The organism is Buttiauxella sp. AC142 (assembly GCF_979253435.1).
In genome coordinates this window covers 1,103,859-1,130,303 of sequence record NZ_CEEDCH010000001.1, presented here as the reverse complement: position 1 = coordinate 1,130,303, position 26,445 = coordinate 1,103,859, and the positions used below count along the sequence as shown (strand labels likewise).

Genomic DNA, 26,445 nt, shown 5'->3' with positions numbered 1-26,445 from the left:
GACCCCGAGGATAAGTTTGAATATCGAAACACGTGAAATTACGCTAGAACCCGCAGACAATGCGCGTCTGCTAAGCCTGTGTGGCCCATTTGATGACAACATCAAGCAGCTTGAACGTCGTCTGGGGATCGAGATCAACCGTCGTGACTATCAATTCAAGCTCACGGGTCGCCCGATTCTGGTCAATGCAGCCGCAGATATTCTGCGCAATCTGTATGTTGATACCGCGCCAATGCGTGGCGAAATTCTGGACATCACGCCTGAGCAAATTCACCTCGCCATAAAAGAAATACGCGTTCTTGAACAGTCTGCTGAAAGTGTTCCTGAATACGGTAAAGCGGTAAATATCAAAACTAAACGTGGTGTTATCAAGCCGCGTACGCCGAACCAGGCGCAATACATCGCGAACATTCTGGACCACGACATAACTTTCGGCGTTGGCCCTGCGGGGACGGGTAAAACTTACCTCGCGGTTGCAGCCGCTGTGGATGCGCTGGAGCGTCAGGATATTCGCCGTATTTTGCTAACTCGTCCAGCGGTTGAAGCCGGTGAAAAACTTGGTTTCCTACCGGGTGATTTAAGCCAGAAAGTTGACCCTTATTTGCGCCCGTTATATGACGCTTTGTTTGAAATGCTCGGCTTTGAGCGCGTTGAGAAGCTGATAGAACGTAACGTGATTGAAGTCGCCCCGCTGGCTTATATGCGTGGCCGTACGCTCAACGACGCGTTCATCATTCTGGATGAAAGCCAGAACACCACCATCGAACAGATGAAGATGTTCCTGACGCGTATTGGTTTTAACTCCAAAGCGGTAATTACCGGCGACGTAACCCAAATCGACTTGCCAAAAAATCTTAAATCAGGCCTGCGCCACGCCATTGAGGTGCTGGCTGAAGTCGATGAAATCAGCTTTAACTTCCTTAATAGTGAAGACGTTGTGCGCCACCCGGTTGTGGCACGTATTGTTAATGCCTATGAAGCGTGGGAAAACGCTGAACAGGTGCGTAAAGATGAACTCGCGGCAGAACGCAAGCGAGAAGCGATGGCGATAAACGCCGCCGCCCAGGAGAGTAAATGAGTCAGGTAATACTGGATTTACAGGTCGCATGTGAAGAAGCAAGCGGCCTGCCTACAGAAGTGCAATTTCAGACATGGCTTGATGCGGTCATTCCGCAATTCCAGGAAGAATCAGAAGTCACGATTCGCCTGGTTGACGACGCTGAAAGCCACGATTTGAACCTCACTTACCGTGGGAAAGATAAATCCACAAATGTGCTTTCGTTCCCGTTTGAAGCCCCTCCAGGTATTGAACTTCCGTTACTGGGCGATCTGATTATTTGTCGTCAAGTCGTGGAACAAGAAGCGAAAGAACAACAAAAACCGTTGGATGCGCATTGGGCGCATATGGTTATCCACGGCAGTCTGCATCTGCTTGGCTACGATCACATTGAAGATGAAGAAGCCGAAGAGATGGAATCCCTGGAAACAGAGATAATGCTTGCTCTTGGGTATGCTGATCCGTACATTGCCGAGAAAGAATAGTCGCTACAGTAAATGATTACCGTAACGCATCAAGTGCAGGCAGCGAGCCATTAACTGCCTGCTATCTATTAATTAACCGAGGGGCCACAAACCTAACGCCATGAGCGACGACAATTCCCAAAACAGTGACACACCTGCCAGTAAGAAGGGATTCTTTTCCCTGATTCTCAACCAGCTATTCCACGGTGAACCTAAAAACCGTGACGATCTGCTGACACTCATCCGTGATTCTGAGCAAAACGATCTTATCGATCAAGATACCCGCGACATGCTCGAAGGCGTCATGGATATCGCCGACCAACGCGTCCGCGACATCATGATCCCTCGCTCTCAAATGGTAACGCTCAAACACAACCAGACGCTGGACGAATGCCTCGATGTGATCATCGAATCGGCACACTCCCGCTTCCCGGTGATCAGTGAAGACAAAGATCATATCGAAGGGATTCTGATGGCTAAAGATCTGCTGCCGTTTATGCGCAGCGATACTGAGCCATTTAGCATGGAAAAAGTGTTACGACAGGCAGTTGTTGTGCCGGAAAGTAAGCGTGTTGACCGGATGCTCAAAGAGTTTCGTCAGCAGCGCTACCATATGGCGATAGTGATTGATGAGTTTGGCGGCGTCTCCGGGCTTGTCACCATCGAAGATATTCTCGAACTGATTGTCGGGGAAATCGAAGATGAGTACGACGACGAAGAAGACGGCGATTTCCGCCAGCTAAGCCGCCATACCTGGACGGTTCGCGCACTGGCCTCAATCGAAGATTTCAACGACACCTTTGCTACCCATTTCAATGATGACGAAGTGGACACCATTGGTGGACTCGTTATGCAGGCCTTTGGCCACCTACCTGCTCGTGGCGAAACCATTGAAATAGATGGTTATCAGTTCAAAGTCGCGATGGCAGATAGCCGCCGCGTGATTCAGGTTCATGTCAGAATTCCGGACGACTCGCCGCAACCGAAACTGGAAGATTAATTCAAAGATGGCTATAGCCCTACTCCTTCAACGCCAGCGCGTGCGTCTGCTGCTGGCGCTGCTTTTTGGTGCCTGCGGAACGCTGGCTTTCTCCCCTTACGATTTTTGGCCTGCTGCGATAGTTTCTTTAGCAGGGCTTCAGGGGCTGACTCTTAATCGTCGTGCGATTCAAAGTGCGTGGATTGGTTTCTTCTGGGGACTGGGGCTATTTGGCTCAGGCATTAACTGGGTATATGTCAGTATCGCGCAGTTTGGCGGTATGCCAGGCCCGATTAACGTCTTTTTAGTCGTCTTACTTGCCGCTTATCTCTCGTTATATACCGGTTTGTTTGGCGGATTTCTCAGTAAGCTTTGCCCAAAAACAACGTGGTGGCGCGTCGCCATTGCCGCTCCGATGTTATGGCAACTCACCGAGTTCCTGCGCGGTTGGGTGTTAACCGGCTTCCCGTGGTTGCAGTTTGGCTATAGCCAGATTGATGGCCCGCTGAAAGGCATCGCGCCGATTCTGGGCGTCGAAAGCGTCACCTTCCTGCTGATGATTATTAGCGGTCTGTTGGTGTTTGCGCTGCACGAACGTAACTGGCGCCCGGCGGTGATTGCCGCTGCCCTGCTGCTGCTCCCATGGCCGTTGCGCTCAATTCAATGGTATCAACCACAAACTGAGCGCACCGTAGACGTGGCGATGGTTCAGGGTGACATTCCTCAATCGTTGAAATGGGATGAAAACCAGCTACTGAATACGCTGAAAATTTATCTCGATAAAACTCAGCCGCAGATGGGTAATTCCCAGCTGATTATCTGGCCTGAATCCGCCATTCCGGATCTCGAGATAAACCAGCAGCAATTCCTGACGATGATGGACGATCTGCTGCGCTCTAAGCACAGCTCATTGATCACCGGTATTGTCGACGCACGTTTGAATAAGCAGAACCGTTACGATACTTACAACACCATTATCACGCTCGGCGAAGGGAATCAGTACAGCTACAACAGCGCTGACCGTTACAACAAGAATCACCTTGTGCCGTTTGGCGAGTTTGTTCCGCTGGAATCTATCCTGCGCCCACTTGCTCCATTCTTTGATTTGCCGATGTCGTCGTTCAGCCGTGGACCATATTTACAGCCGCAGCTTTCATCCAACGGAATCAAGCTCACGCCAGCAATTTGCTATGAAATTATTCTTGGCGAACAGGTGCGCGATAATTTCCGCCCGGACACCGATTTCCTACTGACCATTTCAAACGATGCATGGTTTGGTAAGTCTATTGGCCCGTGGCAGCATTTCCAGATGGCGCGTATGCGTTCGCTGGAATTGGGTCGCCCACTGTTGCGTAGTACAAATAATGGTATTACTGCGGTCATTAACGCTAATGGCGACATTGATGCGATGATCCCGCAGTTTACTCGTCAGGTTCTGGAAGCGAAGGTCACGCCAACGCGCGGTATTACGCCATATGCACGCTTTGGCGACTGGCCGCTGTGGGGACTGACGTTAATATTTGGCTTTGCCTCTGTTTTACTGGCACTTCGTACCCGTCGTAAATCCTGATTCTGCATCACCTAAAAAGGCCAGCCATTGCTGGCCTTTTTCATTTCTGGCACAACCTTTGCAAATAATTATCCCTCAGAAGCCTACAAAATGCTGAGCCTGCGCCCTATGGACAGCACGAAGCATTGAGCTGCACCAAACAATGACATTACGAGCACCAAAGTAGTGCAACGGAACATTTTTGCCTTTAAACGGTGCGGCACGCTTCGCAAAAACAAACATCTGGATAGCAAAATCTTTACATTCAGCTAGGTTAAATGTTAACAAAAGAACAAGTTTCACCCTGTTTTAGTAACACACAACAACAAACAACACACATCAGGTATCAATGCCCTGTGGCATAAAAAAGGAGTTGGTAATGCAATTACGTAAACTAACCTCAGCGTTGCTGGTATTAGGTTTAGGTGCAGGTATCGCACATGCCGAAGATGCTAAACCGGCGGCTCAACAAGGTACGCTTGAGAAAATCGCTGCTAACGGCGTTATTGTGGTCGGCCACCGTGAGTCTTCCGTTCCTTTCTCCTACTACGATAACCAACAGAAAGTGGTCGGCTATTCTCAGGATTACTCCAACGCTATCGTTGAAGCCGTAAAGAAAAAGCTCAACAAGCCTGACCTGCACGTTAAGTTGATCCCGATTACTTCTCAGAACCGTATTCCATTGCTGCAAAACGGCACCTTTGATTTTGAGTGTGGTTCCACCACTAACAACCTCGAGCGCCAGAAACAAGCCTCATTCTCTGACACTATCTTCGTCGTCGGTACGCGTTTGCTGGTTAAGAAAGGCGGCCCGATCAAAGATTTCGCTGACCTGAAAGGTAAAGCGGTCGTTGTGACTTCCGGTACCACTTCTGAAGTTCTGCTCAACAAGCTGAACGAAGAGAAGAAAATGGACATGCGCATTATCAGCGCCAAAGACCACGGTGACTCGTTCCGTACTCTGGAAAGCGGTCGCGCCGTTGCCTTTATGATGGACGATGCTCTGCTGGCGGGTGAACGTGCTAAAGCGAAGAAACAGGATAACTGGGAAATTCTAGGCACTCCGCAATCCCGCGAAGCATACGGCTGTATGCTGCGTAAAGACGACGCAGAGTTTAAGAAGTTGATGGATGACACCATCGCTCAGGCACAGACTTCTGGTGAAGCGGCGAAATGGTTTGATAAGTGGTTTATGAATCCAATTCCACCGAAAAACATCAACATGAACTTTGCACTTTCTGACGACATGAAAGCTCTGTTCAAAGCACCAAACGATAAAGCCCTAAACTAACTAGAACCAGGGGCCGGGATGACCCAGCCCTCCCGATTGACGAACTGAAGCTCGGACAGACTATGCGTCGGATGGCCGTTCCCCATCCGGCGTGAAAGTACCCAAAAATTTCAGGCAACGACCTGAAATACGGGTACAAGCTTCTCATCAATCTTCGAGGGTAGCGTAACTCGCTACCCTCAATTTTTTCTCGGAGTACGTTATGTCTATAGACTGGAACTGGGGAATATTTTTACAGCCCGCCCCGTTCGGCAACACCACCTATTTGGGCTGGATCTGGAATGGTTTCCAGGTCACTGTCGCCCTGTCCATCTGCGCATGGATCATCGCTTTCCTCGTCGGATCATTATTCGGCATCTTGCGTACTGTCCCGAATAAATGGTTGTCGGGGATTGGCACGCTGTATGTTGAACTCTTCCGTAACGTGCCGCTTATCGTGCAGTTCTTTACCTGGTACTTAGTGGTGCCTGAGTTACTGCCCGAAAATCTCGGCATGTGGTTTAAGTCTGAACTCGACCCGAATGTCCAATTCTTCTTGTCGTCGATGATTTGCCTTGGCTTGTTTACCGCCGCTCGTGTTTGCGAACAGGTTCGCGCCGCGATTCAATCGCTACCACGCGGGCAGAAAAATGCTGCACTGGCGATGGGCCTCACGTTGCCGCAAGCCTATCGTTATGTTCTGTTGCCGAATGCCTACCGCGTGATTGTGCCGCCAATGACATCTGAAATGATGAACCTGGTGAAAAACTCGGCCATCGCTTCAACTATTGGTCTGGTCGACATGGCCGCTCAGGCGGGTAAATTGCTGGATTATTCCGCGCACGCCTATGAATCCTTTACTGCCATCACGCTGGCGTATGTACTGATTAACGCCGTGATTATGTTGGTGATGTATGTGGTTGAACGCAAAGTTCGCCTGCCTGGCAATATGGGAGGCAAATAATAATGTACGATTTTGACTGGACGTCCATTCTTCCCGCCATGCCTTACCTGATGCAGGGGCTGATCATCACCCTGAAAATCACGGTGACGGCGGTTATCTTCGGTATTGTGTGGGGAACGCTTCTCGCGGTGATGCGCCTGTCTCCGATTAAGCCAGTAGCCTGGTTTGCCAGTGCTTACGTCAACGTTTTCCGTTCTATTCCGCTCGTCATGGTTTTGCTGTGGTTCTACCTGGTGGTGCCTGGATTCTTGCAGAAAGTATTGGGGCTTTCACCTCAAACCGACATTCGCTTAATTTCCGCGATGGTGGCGTTTTCTATGTTTGAAGCCGCTTACTATTCAGAGATTATCCGCGCGGGTATTCAGAGCGTTTCGCGTGGGCAGTCCAACGCCGCGCTGGCTTTGGGAATGACGCACTGGCAGTCAATGAAATTGATCATCCTGCCGCAAGCGTTCCGCGCCATGGTGCCGTTGCTGCTTACTCAAGGCATCGTACTGTTCCAGGATACGTCGCTGGTTTATGTGTTGAGCCTGGCTGATTTCTTCCGTACCGCATCGACGATTGGCGAGCGCGACGGGACCCAGGTTGAAATGATCTTGTTCGCCGGTGCCGTGTATTTCGCAATCAGTTTGAGCGCTTCGCTTTTGGTCAGCTATTTGAAGAAAAGGACAGTGTAATGATCTCCCTGAAAAATGTTTCTAAATGGTATGGCCACTTTCAGGTGCTAACCGACTGCTCAACAGAAGTGAAAAAGGGCGAAGTCGTGGTGGTTTGCGGACCGTCTGGCTCAGGTAAATCAACGCTGATTAAAACTGTGAATGGGCTGGAGCCTGTGCAGAAAGGCGAAATTGTGGTGAACGGCACCCAGGTGAATAATAAGAAAACCAATCTGGCTGAGTTACGCTCGCACGTCGGTATGGTGTTCCAACACTTTGAGCTGTTCCCACATTTGTCGATTATTGAAAACCTGACGTTAGCGCAGGTGAAAGTGCTGAAACGCAACAAAGATGAATCACGTAAAAAAGGTCTGAAACTGCTGGAGCGTGTTGGGCTGACGGCTCATGCCGATAAGTTCCCGGCACAGCTATCCGGCGGCCAGCAGCAGCGTGTCGCCATTGCCCGTGCGTTGTGTATGGACCCGGTAGCGATGTTGTTTGATGAACCAACCTCAGCACTTGACCCTGAGATGATCAACGAAGTGTTGGACGTTATGGTAGAGCTGGCACACGAAGGGATGACAATGATGGTGGTGACGCACGAGATGGGCTTTGCCCGTAAAGTGGCGAATCGCGTGATCTTTATGGATGAAGGGAAAATTGTCGAAGACTCTAACAAAGAGGATTTCTTCAATAATCCACAGTCCGAACGTGCGAAAGACTTCCTGGCGAAAATCCTGCACTAATCATAGAAATGCCTGCACAACCCTTTTGTGATTGTGCAGGCATTGCGTAAAGCACTTTTATTTCATCGATTCTTTCAGTAGCGCAGTGACTTTATCCATCGTCGGACCAGCTTCTTTCACGCCCTTGCTCTCTTGTTCTTTAACCCACTTTTCCTGCACTTGCTGGTATTGGGTTGCACTCTCCCAATGAGCGACTTCAGTTGAACTCAGTTGACGGATTTTCACTCCATTGTGAGCAAGTTCACCCACCATACTGTCGAAACTGCTGTCCATTACCGAGCCCAGGGTTTGATAAGCTTTGGACGCTGCTCGCTGAATCGCTTGTTTATCCTCGTCGACAAGCTTGTTCCACGTATCTTTATTCATCACCAGCATATAAACGTGCCCAAGCCACAGATCTTTAGAGATCAAAACATTTGGCGCCGTTTTATGGACGTTGAGTTCATATCCACTGTCTACGTTGACCATTAGCCCATCCAGGCTCCCCGCTTTAAGCGCATCATAAATCCCCTCACCCCACGGCATAGAAACGGGAATTGCACCGCTATTTTTCAGGAAGTCCTGATGCCAGAAACTAGCAGAGCGCCACTTTTGACCGGTAATATCGTCGAGTTTATTCAGCGGTTTAGTGCTAAAGAATGCGACGGGATAGCCGGTTGCCAAAAAGAGATTAACCACATTTTGCCGGGCAACTTCCGCCTGAAAGGCAGGAATGGTGGCATAAGCCTTGCGGAAAAATTCAACCTGACGAGCGCCCGTTGGCCCAACGGGGAAACTTTTGAATATCTGCTGCAAGGGGAATTCTTTCGGCGTGTATTCAGGCACCACGATTGCCATATCAGCAACCGTCCCTTCTTTTACAACGCCCAGAGCATCATAACTACGAGCCAGTTCACTGTTCCAGTGAGCGTCAACTTTCAGGCGGCCCTGCGATTCCTTCTCAATTTCGGCAAAGAACACATCTTTAATGAAGCTGGTGCGCATTCCGCCCAGCGGTTCGTGATCGGAGTATTTGAGGATTTGAACTGCTGATACCGTCGTTGGCATCAGCAGCGTGGTGAGGAAAAGGGCCAGTATTTTTCTGGCCAGAAACGGACGTTGCATTGCGGTTCCTTCGCTGGTTCGTGAGAATTAAGGCTCGAATGGCCGACGGCTGAACTGGTTATGCCCGCATTTCGGGCAAACGGGCAAAACATCGGGAGTATAAATCGCCAGATGGAAATGGCAGTTTTCGCAGACCAGGTTCCCCAATCCCACCACTTCACCGCTGTGATAAACACCGTGATGATTCAGATCCTGAAAAACCTCACGCCACTCAAGCTGCGTTTTGTCGGTGATATCCGCCAGTTCCTGCCACAGACTTTCTTTAATGACGCGCATAAAAACGCTGTCGGTAAATTCACCCTGGCTTTCATTGTAACTACGAGCAAATTCTTCTAAATCACGGCGTACTGCGCGCGTTACTTCATCAACTTCGGTACGGGTCAACTCCCCGGTTTCGTTCATGCGTTTACGCGCGCTGGCGACCAGTTCGTCAATATCGCGCTCTCCATTACGTAACCGTTCGGTGAGTGAGGCCACCAGTTCACGGTAAAATTGAGCAACCTTGTTCATCGTCTGCCTGCCTCCTTGAAGAGATTCCTGCGTTCAGTGTCGTGTAACCTACTCTAATAGTAGACCTTAATCGGCTGACACTTTGTTAGTTTGCCCACAAGCAAGGTAAATAACTGCAAATGAGAAATGCCCACACAGGCTGTCGAAAGGCTGTTTTGCCGCTGTCTTATCGGCTATGCTATGCCGATCTGAAATTTAATAGTTAAAGCTACAACCTGTAGCTGTCTTTCATCACAGGACCACTGGCTGCCATGCAAGAGCAATATCGCCCGGAAGAGATAGAATCCAACGTACAGCTTCACTGGCAAGAGAAGCGTACTTTTGAAGTAACCGAAGACGAAGGCAAAGAGAAGTATTACTGCCTCTCGATGCTCCCCTATCCTTCTGGTCGACTACACATGGGCCACGTTCGTAACTACACCATCGGTGACGTTATCGCGCGTTATCAGCGCATGCTGGGCAAAAACGTTCTGCAGCCAATCGGCTGGGATGCGTTCGGTCTGCCCGCTGAAGGGGCGGCGGTAAAAAATAACACCGCACCTGCGCCGTGGACTTACGACAACATCAATTACATGAAGAACCAGCTCAAAACGCTGGGCTTTGGTTATGACTGGAGCCGCGAGCTGGCGACCTGTACCCCGGAATATTACCGTTGGGAACAGCAATTCTTCACTCAGCTTTACAACAAAGGCCTGGTTTACAAAAAAACCTCCGCGGTTAACTGGTGCCCGAACGACCAGACTGTTCTGGCAAACGAACAGGTTATCGACGGGTGCTGCTGGCGTTGTGACTCCAAAGTTGAACGCAAAGAAATCCCACAGTGGTTTATCAAAATCACTGCCTACGCAGACGAACTGTTAAACGATCTGGATACGCTGGACCATTGGCCTGATCAGGTCAAAACCATGCAACGTAACTGGATTGGCCGTTCTGAAGGCGTTGAAATTACTTTCGACGTTGAAAATAGTGCTGAAAAACTGACTGTTTACACCACCCGCCCGGACACCTTCATGGGTGTGACTTACCTGGCTGTGGCTGCGGGTCATCCCATCGCGCAACAAGCGGCGTTGAACAACCCTGAACTGGCTGAATTCGTTGATGAATGCCGTAACACCAAGGTTGCCGAAGCTGAAATGGCAACCATGGAGAAGAAAGGCGTAGCGACTGGCGTTAACGCTATTCACCCATTGACTGGCGAAGCTGTTCCAGTTTGGGTCGCTAACTTCGTCTTGATGGAATACGGCACAGGCGCGGTAATGGCAGTTCCAGGCCACGACCAGCGCGACTGGGAATTTGCAACCAAATACGGGCTGCAAATCAAACCGGTTATTCTGAATGCTGACGGCAGCGAGCCGGACCTGACCGCTGCTGCAATGACCGAAAAAGGCGTGCTGTTCAACTCTGGCGAGTTTGACGGTCTGGACTTCCAGAACGGTTTTAACGCAATTGCCGATAAACTGGCAGCTAAAGGTGTGGGTGAGCGTAAAGTTAACTATCGTCTGCGCGACTGGGGTGTTTCCCGTCAGCGTTACTGGGGCGCACCAATTCCAATGGTGACTCTGGAAGACGGCACCGTAATGCCAACGCCTGCAGATCAACTGCCGGTTATCCTACCTGAAGATGTTGTGATGGACGGCATCACCAGCCCAATTAAAGCGGATCCTGAGTGGGCTAAAACCACCGTTGATGGCAAACCTGCGCTGCGTGAAACCGATACCTTCGATACCTTTATGGAATCTTCCTGGTACTACGCGCGTTATACCTGCCCGCAGTACGACAAAGGCATGCTGGACTCGAAAGCGGCTAACTACTGGCTGCCAGTTGATATCTATATTGGTGGCATCGAACACGCCATCATGCACCTGCTCTACTTCCGCTTCTTCCACAAACTGATGCGCGATGCGGGCATGGTGACGTCTAACGAGCCTGCCAAACAGCTGCTGTGTCAGGGTATGGTACTGGCTGACGCCTTCTATTACACCGGTGTTAACGGTGAGCGGAACTGGGTTTCCCCGGTTGATGCGATTGTAGAACGTGATGAGAAAGGCCGTATTATCAAAGCCTCTGACGCGCAGGGCAATGAACTGGTCTATGCTGGCATGAGCAAAATGTCGAAGTCGAAAAACAACGGCATCGACCCGCAGGTCATGGTTGAACGTTACGGCGCCGATACTGTTCGCTTGTTCATGATGTTTGCATCACCAGCTGATATGACTCTGGAATGGCAAGAATCCGGCGTTGAAGGGGCAAACCGCTTCCTGAAACGTGTCTGGAGACTGGCATATGAACACACTAGCCGTGGTGCTTCTCCAACGCTTGACGTTGCAGCACTGAGCGAAGATCAAAAAGCATTGCGCCGCGATGTTCACAAAACTATCGCAAAAGTGACCGATGATATCGGTCGTCGTCAGACCTTTAACACCGCTATCGCTGCCATCATGGAATTGATGAACAAACTGGCGAAAGCACCGCAGGATGGCGATCAGGATCGTGCATTGCTGAACGAAGCTCTGTTAGCGGTCGTTCGCATGCTTTATCCGTTCACCCCGCACGTTTGCTTCGATATGTGGCAATCTCTGGGTGGTGAAGGCGATATCGACAATGCACCGTGGCCGCAGGCTGATGAATCAGCAATGGTTGAAGACTCACTGCTGGTTGTGGTGCAAGTGAATGGTAAAGTTCGCGGCAAAATCACTGTTCCAGCAGATGCTACGCAGGAACAAGTGCAGGAGCGCGCAGGTCAGGAACATCTGGTTGCGAAATATCTTGAGGGTGTGACCGTACGTAAAGTGATTTACGTTCCGGGCAAACTGCTCAATCTGGTTGTGGGCTAAGCGCAGGAGGAACCGTGCGACATCCCTTTGTCAGCTTGTTAGTTACTTTGGCGGTGCTTGTCACCGCCGGGTGTGGTTTTCATCTGCGTGGCAGCACGCAGGTTCCGGATCAAATGAAAACATTGATCCTGAACTCAGGTGATCCCAACGGCCCATTGGCACGTGAAGTTCGCTCTCAGTTACGCCTGAACGGCGTCACGATTGTGGAAGATACCGGTACGGGTGTTCGCAAGGATATTCCATCGCTGCGTTTGCTGGGCAGTGGGATTGGCCAGGATACCGCATCTATCTTCCAGGATGGGCGTACTGCGGAGTATCAAATGGTCATGACGGTTTCAGCACAAGTGTTGATCCCGGGCCACGACATTTATCCGATCAGTGCCAAAGTGTATAAATCATTCTTCGATAACCCACTGACTGCTCTGGCAAAAGATGCTGAGCAAGATTTGCTTATCAAAGAGATGTATACCACTGCCGCGCAACAGCTGATCCGTAAGCTGATGAGCGTGCGCGTGGCTGATGTTGCTGAGACTGAAGAGGCCGAAAAACCGGTTAAAGATACAACTTCAACTCCTGCAGCATCCACCGGGCGTACGTCGGCAACGCTTCCGGCCACATCTGGTAGCAAATGATTCGGTTGTACCCTGAACAACTCCGCGCGCAGCTCAACGAAGGGCTGCGCGCGGCGTATCTGCTGCTCGGTAACGATCCGCTATTACTTCAGGAAAGCCAGGATGCTATTCGTCAAACGGCAAGTACTCAGGCTTTTGAAGAACATCATACTGTTCAGATTGATGCCAGTACCGACTGGCAAGATCTGTTCTCCATTTGCCAGGCGTTAAGCCTGTTTGCCAGCCGTCAAACACTCCTGCTTTTGTTGCCAGAAAATGGCCCCAACGCGGCTATCAACACACAACTCGAAATGCTGGTTTCCCTGCTGCACGACGACATATTGCTGATGGTGCGCGGTAACAAACTCACCAAAGCGCAGGAAAATGCCGCGTGGCTGACGAAACTGGCTGACCGTAGTGTGATAGTCACTTGTCAGACGCCTGAACAAGCACAATTGCCGCGTTGGGTTGCCCAACGAGCCAAACAGATGAACCTGAATCTGGATGAGGCTGCCAACCAGCTACTTTGCTACTGCTATGAAGGCAACTTACTGGCGCTGTCACAGGCACTGGAACGCCTGTCATTAATTTGGCCGGATGGAACGTTGACACTGCCTCGCGTCGAGCAGGCTGTTAATGATGCCGCGCATTTCACCCCGTTCCATTGGGTAGATGCGATTCTTGCGGGTAAAAGTAAGCGTGCGTTGCATATCCTGCAACAGTTGCGCCTCGAAGCCAGTGAGCCGGTCATTTTGCTGCGCACTATCCAGCGTGAATTGCTGCAACTGGTTAATCTTAAACGCCAGTCGGCGCAGACACCGCTGCGGACTTTGTTTGATCAGCAACGTGTATGGCAAAACCGCCGCGCACTCGTTACCGAAGCACTCAATCGTTTATCGGCAGAGCAGCTTTTCCAGGCTGTGCGCTTGCTCAGCCAAATCGAAATGACGCTGAAAAAAGATTACGGGCAATCCGTCTGGGCTGAGCTTGAAGGGCTTTCCCTGCTGCTTTGTCATAAAGCTTTGCCGGAAATTTTTATTGATGGCTAACAATGAATCGCGTTTATCTGCCCTGTATGGCGGGACTTTCGATCCCATTCATTACGGGCATTTAAAACCGGTTGAAGCACTGGCAAAACAGGTCGTGTTACAGCAAGTGACCATCATGCCAAACAACGTGCCGCCACATCGCCCGCAGCCGCTGGCAAACAGCCAACAGCGCAAAAAAATGGTCGAACTCGCCATCGAGGGAAATCCCCTTTTCAGGCTCGATGACCGCGAACTCAGGCGTGAAACTCCCTCGTACACAGTAGAAACGCTCGAACAACTGCGCGCAGAAATTGGCGCTGAGCAGCCGCTGGCATTTATTGTGGGTCAGGATTCGTTGCTAAGTCTGCAACGCTGGCACCGCTGGGAAACTTTGCTGACGTTATGCCATTTATTAGTTTGCCAGCGTCCGGGATATTCTTTGTCGATGAAGACTCCCGCAGAACAACAATGGCTGGATGAACATCAGACCACGTCCGTTGAACAACTCCACAGCCATCCTGCAGGTAAAATTTACCTCGCGCAGACGCCAATGGTGGATATTTCTGCGACTGCCATTCGCCAGCGCCTTGAGCAGCACCTTCCCTGCGATGACCTCCTCCCCCCGGCCGTGGCTGAATTTATTCGCCAGCACCAGCTTTATCGCTAAGTATGCGCCGCAACGCATCCAGTAACTTATCGTTATCCAACTGGCTTTTAATTGCCACCCGGTAATAACGTGCATCCAGTCCAGGGTAATTTGCGCAATGGCGAATCAAAATATTCTTTTCCAGCAACACCCGTTGCAACTCTAACCCGTCAATATCGCAACGCAGGAAGATATAATTCGCCCTTGGCGGCCAGACCGTAATCCCCTGTAATTCACTCAACCCGTTATACAGCCGGGGTTGTTCAGCACTCAACCAGCGATAACTCGCTTCAATGTAATCACGATCGTTGAGGATCACCTCTCCGGCCAATGCGGCAAACGCATTAATCGTCCAGGGTTCTCTGAGTGTACGAATCCGCCCAACGGTTACGGTATCCGCGCTGACCAGGTAACCAAGACGCAGCCCGGCGATGGCAAAGAATTTGGTGAGCGAACGCAAAACGTAAAGCTGAGGGAAGTTTGAAAGCTGGGGAATTAAACCGGGTTCATCAGGCAAAAAGTCGAGAAAGGCCTCGTCAACGATCAGCGCAATACTGTTTTCACGGCAACGCTGCGCGATAGCCAGAAGCAAAACGTTATCGAGCAAAAGTCCGGTTGGGTTATTAGGCGTGCACAGAAACAGGCAATCGAGATCGGGCGTTAATGCGCTGAGTAAGGATTCATCAGGCTGCCAGCCCTGTTCTTCAGAAAGCTGAAAATCGACTATCTCGCAGCCGACCCGAGTTAACGCCCGGCGATATTCGGCAAATCCGGGCGTCAACAATAATGCTGTGCGTGGAGAAAGTTGCTGAACCAGATTAAAAATCAGCTCCGTTTCACCATTTCCTGCCAGCACCCATTCTGCCGGGATTTTATGATGATGAGCCAACGCCTGATGCAGAGCACGGTACTCAACGTCGGGGTAGCGCTCAGCCAATGCCAGGTTTTCGGTAATCGCCCGTTTTAAGGAATCAGGCATACCTAACGGATTGATATTCGCACTAAAGTCAGTGAGCGAGTTTGCATCCACGCCAATCGCGGCAGCCGCTTGTATAATATTGCCACCGTGCTGGCTACTCAATGCCATATATCCCCCAATAAAACTGACCTCAAAACAAGAAACGCAATGATACACTGATGCCTGCGGAGGATGAGATGAAATTATGGTTAGTGCGCCATGGGCAAACCCAGGCAAATTTAGAGGGTTTATACAGCGGTATTTCCGAAACTCCGCTGACGGAGAGAGGCATCTCGCAAGCTGAAGCCGTCGGCAATATGTTAAATGATGTTGCGTTCGATAAAGTGCTTTGCAGTGAACTTTGCCGCGCACAACATACGACACAGTTGATTCTCCAGCAGCGCGAACTCCCCGTCATTACCGAACCTCGACTCAATGAGATGAATTTTGGCGATTGGGAAATGCGCCACCATCGCGATTTACAACGCCTGGATGCAGAAAACTACGCCGCATGGTGCAATGACTGGCAGAACGTGGTGCCAAATAATGGCGAAGGTTTCCAGCGTTTCTCGCAGCGTGTTTGCGGATTCGCATCCTCTCTTTTAGTGCAGCCAACAGAAGAGAATGTTCTGATTGTGAGCCATCAGGGCGTGCTAAGTTTGTTTATCGCGACGTTGCTCAACATGCCGCCTGCCTCCCTGTGGCATTTTGTCATTGAGCAAGGAGCATGGAGTTGCATAGAGATTAACGATAGCTTCACGACGCTCAGAACCCTTAATAATCGTGCTGTTTATTACCCATCATCGTGAGTTGAATGGGTTACAGTTGTCGTCAACCATTGACACTACAGTCCAGGCTGTTATGCTCCGCTGCCATAATTTCCTGCCCGCAAGCATGACTTTCCAAAATAGTTTTACAAAAATGGCGATGCAAACCAGGCCACTCGGTGGGATGATACCCCGCTTTGAGCGCCGCATTGCCGACTTATCAGTAAAACTGCCCTATTCAATGGGTTTTTATGCGGGCACCATCGAACACACTCTACTTCTCCCAGGGGGAACACTTGCAGGGTAAAGAATTTCAAGATTTCATCGTCGATAAAATCGACGACCTCAAAGGCCAGGACATCGTTGCTCTGGATGTTCAGGGTAAATCAAGCATCACTGATTGCATGATTATCTGTACCGGTACTTCTAATCGCCACGTTATGTCTATCGCAGAACACGTCGTAGAATCATCCCGCAAAGCAGGTTTTGACGCGCTGGGTGTGAAAGGCATTAACGCGACTGACTGGGTAGTTGTTGATCTTGGCGAAGTTATCGTTCATGTGATGCAAGAAGAAAGCCGTCAACTGTACGAACTGGAAAAGCTCTGGGGTTAATGCGTGAAGCTGCAACTAGTCGCAGTCGGCACTAAAATGCCTGACTGGGTACAAACCGGCTTTACCGAGTACCTGCGTCGTTTTCCAAAGGATATGCCATTTGAATTGGTAGAAATTCCTGCGGGCAAACGTAGCAAAAATGCCGATATCAAACGCATTCTCGAAAAAGAAGGCGAAATGATGTTGGCTGCCGCCGGCAAGGGCAACCGTATTGTCACGCTGGATATCCCAGGTCAACCTTGGGATACGCCGCACCTTGCCGTGCAGCTTGAACGTTGGAAACAGGATGGTCGAGATGTCAGCCTGCTGATTGGCGGCCCGGAAGGTCTTGCCCCGGCATGCAAAGCTGCCGCAGAACAAAGTTGGTCGCTTTCGAATCTGACAATGCCTCACCCTTTAGTGCGGGTGCTGGTTGCCGAAAGCCTGTACCGCGCGTGGAGCATTACGACCAACCATCCCTATCACCGTGAGTAGATATCGTCAGGTAGAACAAAGCTGCGGATGAAATTACAGAATTCTTTTCGCGACTATTCAGCTGAGTCTGCGCTATTTGTGCGCCGGGCGTTAGTCGCGTTTCTTGGTATTTTGGCGCTAAGCGGTGTGCTGGTCGCCAACCTTTATAATTTGCAAATCGTCCGTTACACCGACTACCAGACTCGCTCCAACGAAAACCGAATCAAACTGGTCCCAATCCCACCTAGCCGCGGTATTATCTACGACCGCAATGGCACACCACTGGCACTCAATCGCACCATATACCAGGTGGAAATGATGCCGGAAAAGGTGGATGACGTTCAGGCTACGCTTGAAGCCCTGCGCTCGGTGGTTGATTTAACCGACGAAGATATTGTTAACTTTAAGAAAGAACGCGCGCGTTCCCATCGCTTCACCTCCATTCCGGTCAAAACTAACCTCACAGAAGTGCAGGTTGCGCGTTTTGCCGTGAATCAGTACCACTTCCCCGGCGTTGAAGTGAAAGGCTATAAACGCCGTTTCTACCCATACGGCTCGGCGTTGACCCACGTTATTGGCTACGTTTCCAAAATCAACGATAAAGACGTTGAGCGTCTGGATAAAGACGGCAAACTGGCAAACTACGCGTCCACGCACGACATTGGCAAGCTGGGAATCGAACGCTACTACGAAGAAGTTCTACACGGTCAAACCGGTTATGAGGAAGTTGAAGTCAACAACCGTGGCCGCGTGATTCGTCAGCTCAAAGAAGTTCCTCCGCAGGCCGGGCACGATATTTATCTGACTATCGACCTTAAGCTACAGAATTATATTGAAACTTTACTGGCGGGTAGTCGCGCCGCAGTCGTAGTGACTGATCCGCGCACGGGTGGCATTCTGGCGCTGGTTTCAATGCCGAGTTATAACCCGAACCTGTTCGTCGACGGTATCTCAAGCAAAGACTATTCCGGTTTACTTAACGACCCGAATACGCCGCTTATCAACCGTGCGACCCAGGGGGTATATCCTCCGGCTTCGACGGTGAAACCGTATATGGCCGTTTCGGCGTTGAGCGCAGGTGTTATCACCAAAAACACTTCATTGTTTGACCCAGGCTGGTGGCAATTACCAGGCTCAGAAAAACGGTATCGTGACTGGAAAAAATGGGGCCATGGCCGCCTGAATGTCACCAAAGCGCTTGAAGAATCTGCGGATACCTACTTCTACCAGGTCGCCTATGACATGGGTATTGACCGCATGGGCGAATGGATGCGCAAGTTTGGCTACGGGCATTATACGGGTATCGATCTTTCCGAAGAGCGAGCCGGGAACATGCCGACGCGTGAATGGAAGCTGAAACGCTTTAAAAAGCCGTGGTATCAGGGTGACACCATTCCTGTGGGCATCGGCCAGGGCTACTGGACCGCAACACCGATTCAGATGAGCAAGGCGATGATGATCCTGATTAACGACGGCATCGTTCGCGTTCCTCATTTCCTGATGAGCACCGTTGAGAATGGTAAGCAGGTTCCGTGGCAGCAACCTGTACAGCCACCTGTTGGCGATATCCACTCTGGTTTCTGGGAAATTGCCAAAGACGGCATGTACGGCGTTGCCAACCGCCCTAACGGTACCGCGCACAAATACTTTGCCAACGCACCGTACAAAGTCGCAGCGAAATCAGGGACCGCGCAGGTCTTTGGCCTGAAAGCCAACGAAACCTACAACGCCCACAAAATCGCTGAACGCTTGCGCGATCATAAATTGATGACCGCGTTTGCCCCTTACGATAATCCAAAGGTTTCCGTCACCATGATTCTGGAAAACGGCGGTGCAGGCCCCGCTGTAGGCACCATCATGCGCCAAATCCTCGACCACATTATGCTCGGGGATGACAATACGGTACTGCCTACTGAAGCGCCGGCACCAGCAGGTGCAGAGGATCAATAACCATGACTGATAATCCAAATAAAAAGTCGTTTTGGGACAAAATCCATATCGACCCAATCTTCCTCGTGACCATCCTGGCGCTGCTTATCTTTAGTGCGCTGGTTATCTGGAGCGCCAGTGGCCAGGATATGGACATGATGGAGCGTAAGATTGGCCAGATCCTGATGGGCCTGGTCGTGATGATCGTAATGGCGCAGATTCCGCCTCGCGTTTATGAAGGCTGGGCGCCGTATTTGTACATCGTTTGCATCATATTACTGGTAGCGGTGGATGCGTTTGGGGCGATATCCAAAGGTGCGCAGCGCTGGCTCGACCTCGGTATCGTACGTTTCCAGCCCTCTGAAATCGCCAAAATCGCGGTGCCATTGATGGTTGCGCGCTTCATCAACCGCGATGTTTGTCCTCCAACGCTGAAAAATACCGGTATCGCGCTGATACTCATTTTCATGCCGACTCTGCTGGTTGCCGCTCAGCCCGATTTGGGTACGTCGATTCTTATCGCTGCATCCGGCCTGTTTGTGCTGTTCTTGTCGGGTATGAGCTGGAAGCTAATCGGTATTGCCGTTTTACTGGTCGCCGCCTTCATTCCGATTTTGTGGTTCTTCCTGATGCACGATTACCAACGTGCACGCGTAATGATGCTGCTTGATCCCGAAACTGACCCACTCGGTGCGGGTTATCACATTATTCAGTCTAAAATTGCGATTGGGTCTGGTGGTTTACGCGGCAAAGGTTGGCTGCATGGTACGCAGTCGCAACTTGAGTTTTTACCCGAACGTCATACGGACTTTATCTTTGCGGTACTTGCCGAAGAACTCGGCCTGGTAGGGGTTCTGGTGTTACTGGCGCTCTATCTGCTGCTGATTATGCGTGGCCTGGTGATTGCGGCTCGTGCGCAAACCACATTTGGCCGAGTGATGGCTGGTGGGCTAATGTTGATTTTATTCGTATATGTGTTTGTTAACATTGGCATGGTTAGTGGTATCTTACCGGTGGTCGGCGTACCTTTGCCGCTGGTAAGTTACGGTGGCTCGGCCTTAATCGTTCTAATGGCTGGGTTTGGTATCGTCATGTCGATACATACCCACAGAAAAATGTTATCAAAAAGCGTGTAAGTGGATGAGGTGCGTAATGGTTAAGCGTTGGCTAGGGATCTGTGTAGTGGCTGCAATACTGGCTGGCTGCTCGTCTGATGACGGCGACCAACAGCAGGTAAACCAGCAACCGCAACCGGCGGTGTGTAATGGCCCGGTGGTTGAAATAAGCGGCGCAGACCCGCGCTTTGAACCGTTAAATCCTTCGGTTAACCAGGATTACGAAAATAACGGTAAGAGCTACAAAATCGTGCAAAACCCGGCGAACTTCAGCCAGGCGGGTCTTGCTGCGATTTACGATGCCGAACCGGGTAGCAACCTGACGGCCTCTGGCGAAACATTCGATCCTAATGCTTTAACCGCGGCGCACCCTACGCTGCCTATTCCAAGCTATGCGCGAATCACAAACCTCGCGAATGGCCGCATGATTGTGGTGCGCATCAACGACCGTGGCCCGTACGGCAATGACCGTGTGATTTCACTGTCTCGCGCCGCCGCCGATCGCCTGAACAATTCCAACAACACCAAAGTGCGTATCGACCCGATTATTGTGGCGCAGGATGGAACAATGTCCGGGCCTGGTACAGTGTGTACCACCATCGCGAAGCAAACCTACGCCCTGCCCGCCCGTCCGGATTTAAACACCGGAATGGGAGGCGCAACATCCGCCCCCGTTGATGCACCGCAGGGTGATGTTCGCGCGATTAGCAATTCAACTTTGCAAAGCGAAGACACCACGGGAGCGCCTGTCAGCAGCAGCGGCTTCTTAGGTGCAGCAACGCCACTGGCTCCGGGCGTGATTGAAAATGACCCTCCAGCAGTTGCGCCAACTCCTGCTGTTGTCGCAACTCCTGTGCAGCAAAGCGCTCCTGTTACCGCACCAGCCGCAGCCGCCTCCGGGCGCTATGTGGTGCAAGTTGGAGCCGTAAGCGACCAGGCTCGTGCCGCGCAGTGGCAGCAAAAACTGAGCCAGCAATTTGGTGTACCGGGCAAGGTTTCCAGTAATGGGACGATGTACCGTGTTCAGCTTGGGCCATTTACCAGCAAAACTGAAGCAAGCGCGCTTCAACAACGCCTGATGAGTGAAGCCCAACAGCAATCCTTCATCACTAACGCAACCGCTATGTAAGCGGTTGTGTCTGGCATCCTCTCTGCGTCAGTTAATGTCAATTTCATTAACAAATGATGCGCAAAGACGGATGCCAGTAAAAACCGCTTTTGCTATAGTAAGGCACTTTTTTTATTCCCATCACGGATGTCGTTGTTCTAATCATGAATACAGCCCCTTCTTTTCGTTTTGTTAAACGCCTGGCGCTTACTACGGCCCTGACCCTTACGGCAATAACCGCCGCACACGCTGACGACCTGAATATCAAAACTATGATTCCAGGTGTGCCGCAGATTGACGCAGAAGCGTATATCCTGATTGATTACAACTCAGGTAAGGTTTTGGCTGAGTCCAACGCTGACACCCGCCGTGATCCTGCCAGCCTGACCAAAATGATGACTAGCTACGTCATCGGCCAGGCCATGAAAGCCGGTAAATTTAACGAAAGCTCGATTGTGACTGTTGGTCAGGATGCATGGGCAACCGGTAATCCGGTATTTAAAGGCTCCTCTTTGATGTTCCTGAAGCCAGGTATGCAAGTTCCTGTCTCTCAGCTGATTCGTGGTATCAACCTGCAATCCGGCAACGATGCTTGCGTGGCAATGGCCGATTTCGTAGCGGGTAGCCAGGATTCGTTCGTTGGCCTAATGAACAGCTATGTTTCCGCTCTTGGCCTGAAAAACACGCACTTCCAGACTGTGCACGGCCTGGATGCTGAAGGTCAGTACAGCTCAGCGCGCGATATGGCCTTAATTGGTCAGGCATTAATTCGTGATGTACCGAACGAATACTCTATCTATAAAGAAAAAGAATTTACCTTTAACAATATTCGCCAGACAAACCGTAACGGCTTGCTGTGGGATACCAGCCTGCAAGTTGACGGCATCAAAACCGGTCATACCGACGCTGCGGGTTACAACCTGGTAGCTTCGGCAACCGAAGGGCAAATGCGCCTGATTTCTGCCGTACTTGGCGGACGCACCTATAAAGGCCGCGAAACCGAAAGTAAAAAACTGCTGACCTGGGGCTTCCGTTTCTTTGAAACTGTATCGCCGCTAAAAGCCGGTAAAGAATTTGCTTCAGAGCCAGCCTGGTTTGGCGACAACGACCGTGCATCGCTGGGTGTGGATAAAGACGTTTACCTGACGATCCCGCGTGGTCGTATGAAAGATTTGAAAGCCAGCTATGTGCTTAACACCACTGAACTGCACGCTCCATTGCAGAAAAACCAGGTGGTCGGCACCATCAACTTCCAGCTGGATGGCAAGACTATTGAACAGCGTCCGCTGGTCGTGCTTCAGGAAATGCCAGAGGGTAACTTCTTCAGCCGAATCATTGATTATATCAAATTGATGTTCCATCATTGGTTTGGTTAATAATTGAACACTTGAAAGAGTGGAAGCCATCCCCATATACTAAGAATCAAAGCAACTCCCGCTCAGCGGGAGTTATTATTTTTAATGCCGTAACGCTGGAGCTACCATGCAAACCAATCTGAAAGAATTGCTCGAATTCCCGACTTCCTTTACTTACAAAGTGATGGGTCTGGCGAAACCCGAGCTGGTTGATTTGGTCGTCGAGGTGGTGCAGCGCCACGCACCCGGTGACTACACCCCTCAGGTAAAACCGAGCAGCAAAGGTAACTACCATTCTGTCTCTATTACCATTAATGCGACCCATATCGAGCAAGTTGAAACCCTGTATCAAGAACTGGGTAACATCGAAATCGTTCGTATGGTGCTGTAATTCACACCACGCCCGGCCTTCTGGTCGGGCATGTGATATATTCCCTTCACTTTTCAACCTGCCGGAGACGATGTTTTGTCTCAAGATACTATTCAAATCCGCCAACTTGGCCTGCAACCCTACGAACCTGTTTCGCAGGCGATGCATGAATTCACCGATACCCGCGATGAAACCACTCTAGATGAAATCTGGTTAGTGGAGCATGAACGCGTATTTACCCAGGGCCAGGCAGGGAAAGCTGAACATGTTCTGGTGCCCGGTGATATCCCCGTTATTCAGAGCGACAGAGGCGGCCAGGTGACTTATCACGGGCCAGGCCAGCAAGTGATGTACGTGCTGCTCAACCTCAAGCGCCGTAAACTCGGGGTTCGGGAACTGGTGACTATTCTTGAGCAAACCGTGGTTAACACTCTGGCGGAATTAAATATCAATGCTTATCCGCGCGCGGATGCCCCCGGTGTCTATGTTGACGGGCGTAAAATTTGCTCGCTCGGTTTGCGCATCCGCAAAGGTTGCTCATTCCACGGATTAGCATTGAATATCGATATGGATCTCAGTCCATTCTTACGCATCAATCCTTGCGGCTATGCCGGTCTGGAAATGACGCAAGTCAGCTCGTTACGATCGGGGGTTTCACTGAGTGATGTTCAACCACTCCTTATTGATAAATTCATTGAATTATTGAACAATCCACCAATCAAATACATTCAAGTTTAATATATATTTTATTGATGACTGCATCTTTTTAGGTGCAGTTATTTAATGCTAATCTGGCTAACATTTCTTTACTTTATTTCTTCTTTTGTATAATTTCACTCGGATAAATATACATCAAATTTTGAATATATATATTCAGTTTTACTGGTTATTTGCTGGCTATGGAGTTTTGTATCATGGAAAGAAATCAAGAAGACAATTACCCAACATTCAAAGCATTACGCAATATCGATCTTAATTTGTTGACCGTCTTCGAAGCAGTCTACATCCATAAAGGGATTGTTAATGCGGCCAGGGTGTTAAATTTAACACCTTCCGCTATTAGCCAGTCTATCCAGAAACTGAGATCAACGTTTCCTGACCCATTATTTATCCGTAAAGGGCAAGGCGTCACGCCGACTGCATACGCGGCTCATTTGCATGAATACATCAGCCAGGGGTTTGAATCGATTCTGTGCGCGTTAGATGTGAACAATAACTACAATAAAGAGCGCACCATCACCATCGCGAGCACCCCGTCAGTAGGCGCACTGCTCATGCCGAGAATTTATTCCGCTATTCTGAAAGTCAATCCTAAATTAACCATTCGCAATGTCCCTGTAACAGAGCTTCAATTATCACAATTTCAGGCTGATATAGCCATCGATACGCATTCCCATCACAGCTCTGGTATTAGCAGTTATAAACTTTATACCGATTCAATTGTGGCGGTTTGCCGTCAGAATCACCCTACTGCTTCGTCAATAGTTAAAGGTGGTGATATTCACAACATGAATTACAGTTTTTTAATTATGCAGGATGCTCTATTAATAGATTTACGCCAGTTAATTAACGAAATTTTACCGAATCGTCACATCACTTTTAGCAGTTATAATTTCTTAACCATTGCTTCAATGTTAAGTACCAGTGACCTCATTGGTTTCATGCCAATGAAAATTTATGAAATGTACTCTCACATCTTCGAGCTTCAGAAGATTGAATGTGAAGCGCTTACCAGAATCAGTGTCACGACTACCATGCATATCAATAAACTCAGTTCACGTGATGCGGTGTTGCAGGAAGTTATAGACACTATCATTGATGAGTTTGAGCAAGCATAGGAAATCGACCTCTCGCCTTCCGGCATGAGGTCGACATTCAGTTCGTTAACGTAGAAAAGCGCACAAACCAACAACTCATTTACAATTCTTTCCCCGTTTACTGCTCAGTCAGGCTGATTTATCCCCTCCAGTGATGATATACTGCGCGCGCTATTAAAAAATAGTTGATAAATAAAACATTCGATTAGCCTGATTTTTTTTCAGCAACTGGAACACGTACGATATGAGTAAACCCATTGTAATGGAGCGCGGCGTCAAGTACCGCGACGCCGATAAAATGGCTCTGATCCCGGTTAAAAACGTGGTGACTGAGCGCCAGGAGCTGTTAAGAAAACCAGAATGGATGAAGATCAAACTTCCATCTGATTCGACCCGAATTCAGGGTATCAAAGCGGCAATGCGCAAGAATGGTCTGCATTCGGTGTGTGAAGAGGCTTCCTGCCCTAACCTGGCAGAATGTTTCAACCACGGCACCGCGACCTTTATGATCCTTGGCGCAATCTGTACCCGTCGCTGCCCGTTTTGCGATGTTGCTCATGGTCGCCCTGTCGCACCCGATGCCAACGAACCCGGCAAGCTTGCTCAAACTATCGCTGACATGGCGTTACGCTATGTGGTTATCACGTCTGTTGACCGTGATGATTTACGCGACGGTGGCGCGCAACACTTTGCTGATTGCATCAGCGCAATCCGTGAAAAAAATCCGAGCATTAAAATTGAAACATTAGTCCCGGATTTCCGTGGACGGATGGACAAAGCTCTGGAAATTCTGACCGCTACGCCGCCAGATGTGTTCAACCACAACCTGGAAAACGTACCTCGCATCTATCGTAAGGTTCGTCCTGGCGCTGACTATAACTGGTCGCTGAAGCTACTGGAGCGTTTTAAAGAAGCGCATCCGGATATCCCGACTAAATCAGGCTTGATGGTCGGTTTAGGCGAAACAAATGCTGAAATCGTAGAAGTCATGCGTGATTTACGCCGCCACGGCGTCACCATGTTGACGCTGGGGCAGTATTTGCAGCCAAGCCGTCACCACTTACCTGTTCAGCGTTATGTCAGCCCTGACGAGTTTGAAGAGATGAAAGCCGAAGCGCTGGCGATGGGCTTCACTCACGCAGCTTGTGGCCCGTTTGTTCGCTCTTCTTACCATGCGGATCTGCAGGCAAAGGGGATGGAAGTAAAATAACGATGTAACAAATCGTTACTTTTAATTTGCAGCTCGCAAAAAAAACCGGCATTTGAGATGCCGGTTTTTTTATATCTGTTCGAAAGCTGTGTTTTGATCAGTCTTTATGCGTAATACGATCAGAGACTGCATCAGTATTGGTGGCAGACTTTGCACCTGCTTCGTCTTCATTCATCGCTTTCTTAAAGCCCTTGATTGCCGCGCCAAGATCACCACCGAGGGTGCGCAACTTCTTGGTGCCAAATAACAAAACAATCAGCGCACCGACAACCAACAACTTTGTAATACTAATCTCGCCCATAACAACCTTCTTAATCATGCGTGCCGTGAA

Annotated in this window: 27 protein-coding genes; 23 read left to right on the top strand and 4 right to left on the bottom strand. The window is 50.0% G+C overall.

The window, feature by feature from the left end:
• Positions 1–16: 16 nt before the first annotated feature.
• The 8 genes from AC0IWZ_RS05125 to AC0IWZ_RS05090 all read left to right on the top strand — a co-directional run bounded on the left by AC0IWZ_RS05125 (position 17) and on the right by AC0IWZ_RS05090 (position 7,685).
• Positions 17–1,078 carry a PhoH family protein gene (locus AC0IWZ_RS05125; protein ID WP_471677950.1) on the top strand — a complete coding sequence of 354 codons (1,062 nt, stop codon included), beginning with the start codon at positions 17–19 and terminating at the stop codon, positions 1,076–1,078.
• A complete protein-coding gene (ybeY, locus tag AC0IWZ_RS05120; protein ID WP_034494024.1) occupies positions 1,075–1,542 on the top strand; it encodes an rRNA maturation RNase YbeY in 468 nt (155 codons plus the stop codon). The genes AC0IWZ_RS05125 and ybeY overlap by 4 nt, the downstream gene beginning before the upstream one ends.
• A 100-nt stretch (positions 1,543–1,642) precedes the next feature.
• A complete protein-coding gene (corC, locus tag AC0IWZ_RS05115; RefSeq protein ID WP_034494022.1) occupies positions 1,643–2,521 on the top strand; it encodes a CNNM family magnesium/cobalt transport protein CorC in 879 nt (292 codons plus the stop codon).
• A 7-nt stretch (positions 2,522–2,528) separates the two neighbouring features.
• Positions 2,529–4,070 carry an apolipoprotein N-acyltransferase gene (gene lnt / locus AC0IWZ_RS05110; RefSeq protein WP_471677952.1) on the top strand — a complete coding sequence of 514 codons (1,542 nt, stop codon included), beginning with the start codon at positions 2,529–2,531 and terminating at the stop codon, positions 4,068–4,070.
• Between the two features lie 358 nt (positions 4,071–4,428).
• On the top strand, positions 4,429–5,340 hold the full coding sequence (locus tag AC0IWZ_RS05105) for an amino acid ABC transporter substrate-binding protein (RefSeq protein ID WP_034494018.1): 912 nt from the start codon (positions 4,429–4,431) through the stop codon (positions 5,338–5,340).
• 202 nt (positions 5,341–5,542) lie between these two features.
• Positions 5,543–6,283: an amino acid ABC transporter permease gene (locus AC0IWZ_RS05100; RefSeq protein ID WP_034494016.1), complete on the top strand. Its 741-nt coding sequence runs from the start codon at positions 5,543–5,545 to the stop codon at positions 6,281–6,283.
• A gap of 2 nt (positions 6,284–6,285) precedes the next feature.
• Entirely contained in the window at positions 6,286–6,960 is a 675-nt protein-coding gene (gene gltK / locus AC0IWZ_RS05095; protein ID WP_034494015.1) for a glutamate/aspartate ABC transporter permease GltK, read from the top strand.
• Positions 6,960–7,685 (top strand): amino acid ABC transporter ATP-binding protein, encoded by a 726-nt coding sequence (locus AC0IWZ_RS05090; RefSeq protein WP_034494013.1) that lies wholly within the window; start codon positions 6,960–6,962, stop codon positions 7,683–7,685. The genes gltK and AC0IWZ_RS05090 overlap by 1 nt, the downstream gene beginning before the upstream one ends.
• Before the next feature lie 57 nt (positions 7,686–7,742).
• On the opposite strand, the gene dctP is transcribed toward AC0IWZ_RS05090, so the two are convergent.
• Together dctP and AC0IWZ_RS05080 are read right to left on the bottom strand one after the other, a co-directional pair.
• Positions 7,743–8,789, bottom strand: coding sequence for a TRAP transporter substrate-binding protein DctP (dctP, locus tag AC0IWZ_RS05085; protein WP_471677954.1), 1,047 nt, complete (start codon positions 8,787–8,789; stop codon positions 7,743–7,745).
• Positions 8,790–8,816: 27 nt separating this feature from the next.
• The gene (locus AC0IWZ_RS05080) at positions 8,817–9,299 is read right to left on the bottom strand and encodes a zinc ribbon-containing protein (RefSeq protein WP_034494009.1); all 483 of its coding nucleotides are present in this window, start codon (positions 9,297–9,299) and stop codon (positions 8,817–8,819) included.
• A gap of 251 nt (positions 9,300–9,550) precedes the next feature.
• Here AC0IWZ_RS05080 and leuS point away from each other — a divergent pair, with 251 nt between their 5' ends.
• From leuS to nadD, 4 genes are read left to right on the top strand one after another with little or no spacing between them, the layout of a single operon-like run.
• A complete protein-coding gene (gene leuS / locus AC0IWZ_RS05075; protein WP_034494007.1) occupies positions 9,551–12,133 on the top strand; it encodes a leucine--tRNA ligase in 2,583 nt (860 codons plus the stop codon).
• Between the two features lie 14 nt (positions 12,134–12,147).
• Entirely contained in the window at positions 12,148–12,765 is a 618-nt protein-coding gene (lptE, locus tag AC0IWZ_RS05070; protein WP_259267329.1) for an LPS assembly lipoprotein LptE, read from the top strand.
• Positions 12,762–13,793: a DNA polymerase III subunit delta gene (gene holA / locus AC0IWZ_RS05065; RefSeq protein WP_471677956.1), complete on the top strand. Its 1,032-nt coding sequence runs from the start codon at positions 12,762–12,764 to the stop codon at positions 13,791–13,793. The genes lptE and holA overlap by 4 nt, the downstream gene beginning before the upstream one ends.
• On the top strand, positions 13,786–14,439 hold the full coding sequence (gene nadD / locus AC0IWZ_RS05060) for a nicotinate-nucleotide adenylyltransferase (RefSeq protein WP_034494001.1): 654 nt from the start codon (positions 13,786–13,788) through the stop codon (positions 14,437–14,439). The genes holA and nadD overlap by 8 nt, the downstream gene beginning before the upstream one ends.
• Here the strand turns inward: nadD and cobD are convergent.
• Positions 14,411–15,505 carry a threonine-phosphate decarboxylase CobD gene (gene cobD / locus AC0IWZ_RS05055; RefSeq protein WP_471677958.1) on the bottom strand — a complete coding sequence of 365 codons (1,095 nt, stop codon included), beginning with the start codon at positions 15,503–15,505 and terminating at the stop codon, positions 14,411–14,413. The two genes, nadD and cobD, sit on opposite strands and share 29 nt — an antisense overlap.
• A gap of 68 nt (positions 15,506–15,573) precedes the next feature.
• Here cobD and AC0IWZ_RS05050 point away from each other — a divergent pair, with 68 nt between their 5' ends.
• From AC0IWZ_RS05050 to lipA, 11 genes are all read left to right on the top strand, one after another.
• Positions 15,574–16,185 (top strand): adenosylcobalamin/alpha-ribazole phosphatase, encoded by a 612-nt coding sequence (locus AC0IWZ_RS05050; RefSeq protein ID WP_034493997.1) that lies wholly within the window; start codon positions 15,574–15,576, stop codon positions 16,183–16,185.
• Between the two features lie 254 nt (positions 16,186–16,439).
• Positions 16,440–16,757, top strand: a complete 318-nt coding sequence (gene rsfS, locus AC0IWZ_RS05045) for a ribosome silencing factor (RefSeq protein WP_034493995.1) — start codon at positions 16,440–16,442, stop codon at positions 16,755–16,757.
• 3 nt (positions 16,758–16,760) lie between these two features.
• Positions 16,761–17,231 (top strand): 23S rRNA (pseudouridine(1915)-N(3))-methyltransferase RlmH, encoded by a 471-nt coding sequence (rlmH, locus tag AC0IWZ_RS05040; RefSeq protein ID WP_034456714.1) that lies wholly within the window; start codon positions 16,761–16,763, stop codon positions 17,229–17,231.
• Positions 17,232–17,258: 27 nt separating this feature from the next.
• Positions 17,259–19,160 (top strand): peptidoglycan DD-transpeptidase MrdA, encoded by a 1,902-nt coding sequence (gene mrdA, locus AC0IWZ_RS05035; RefSeq protein WP_034493993.1) that lies wholly within the window; start codon positions 17,259–17,261, stop codon positions 19,158–19,160.
• A gap of 2 nt (positions 19,161–19,162) precedes the next feature.
• A complete protein-coding gene (gene mrdB, locus AC0IWZ_RS05030) occupies positions 19,163–20,275 on the top strand; it encodes a peptidoglycan glycosyltransferase MrdB (protein ID WP_034493991.1) in 1,113 nt (370 codons plus the stop codon).
• A 16-nt stretch (positions 20,276–20,291) separates the two neighbouring features.
• Positions 20,292–21,383, top strand: coding sequence for an endolytic peptidoglycan transglycosylase RlpA (gene rlpA / locus AC0IWZ_RS05025; protein WP_471677960.1), 1,092 nt, complete (start codon positions 20,292–20,294; stop codon positions 21,381–21,383).
• A 143-nt stretch (positions 21,384–21,526) separates the two neighbouring features.
• The gene (dacA, locus tag AC0IWZ_RS05020) at positions 21,527–22,738 is read left to right on the top strand and encodes a D-alanyl-D-alanine carboxypeptidase DacA (RefSeq protein ID WP_034493987.1); all 1,212 of its coding nucleotides are present in this window, start codon (positions 21,527–21,529) and stop codon (positions 22,736–22,738) included.
• A 106-nt stretch (positions 22,739–22,844) separates the two neighbouring features.
• Positions 22,845–23,108, top strand: coding sequence for a DUF493 family protein YbeD (gene ybeD / locus AC0IWZ_RS05015; protein ID WP_034493985.1), 264 nt, complete (start codon positions 22,845–22,847; stop codon positions 23,106–23,108).
• Between the two features lie 75 nt (positions 23,109–23,183).
• Complete coding sequence (lipB, locus tag AC0IWZ_RS05010; protein WP_471677962.1) at positions 23,184–23,825, top strand: lipoyl(octanoyl) transferase LipB; 642 nt, start codon at positions 23,184–23,186, stop codon at positions 23,823–23,825.
• Between the two features lie 176 nt (positions 23,826–24,001).
• A complete protein-coding gene (locus tag AC0IWZ_RS05005; RefSeq protein WP_034493981.1) occupies positions 24,002–24,925 on the top strand; it encodes a YbeF family transcriptional regulator in 924 nt (307 codons plus the stop codon).
• A gap of 223 nt (positions 24,926–25,148) precedes the next feature.
• A complete protein-coding gene (gene lipA / locus AC0IWZ_RS05000) occupies positions 25,149–26,114 on the top strand; it encodes a lipoyl synthase (protein ID WP_034493979.1) in 966 nt (321 codons plus the stop codon).
• Positions 26,115–26,211: 97 nt separating this feature from the next.
• On the opposite strand, the gene tatE is transcribed toward lipA, so the two are convergent.
• Complete coding sequence (gene tatE, locus AC0IWZ_RS04995) at positions 26,212–26,415, bottom strand: twin-arginine translocase subunit TatE (protein WP_034493977.1); 204 nt, start codon at positions 26,413–26,415, stop codon at positions 26,212–26,214.
• Between the last annotated feature and the right edge of the window lie 30 nt (positions 26,416–26,445).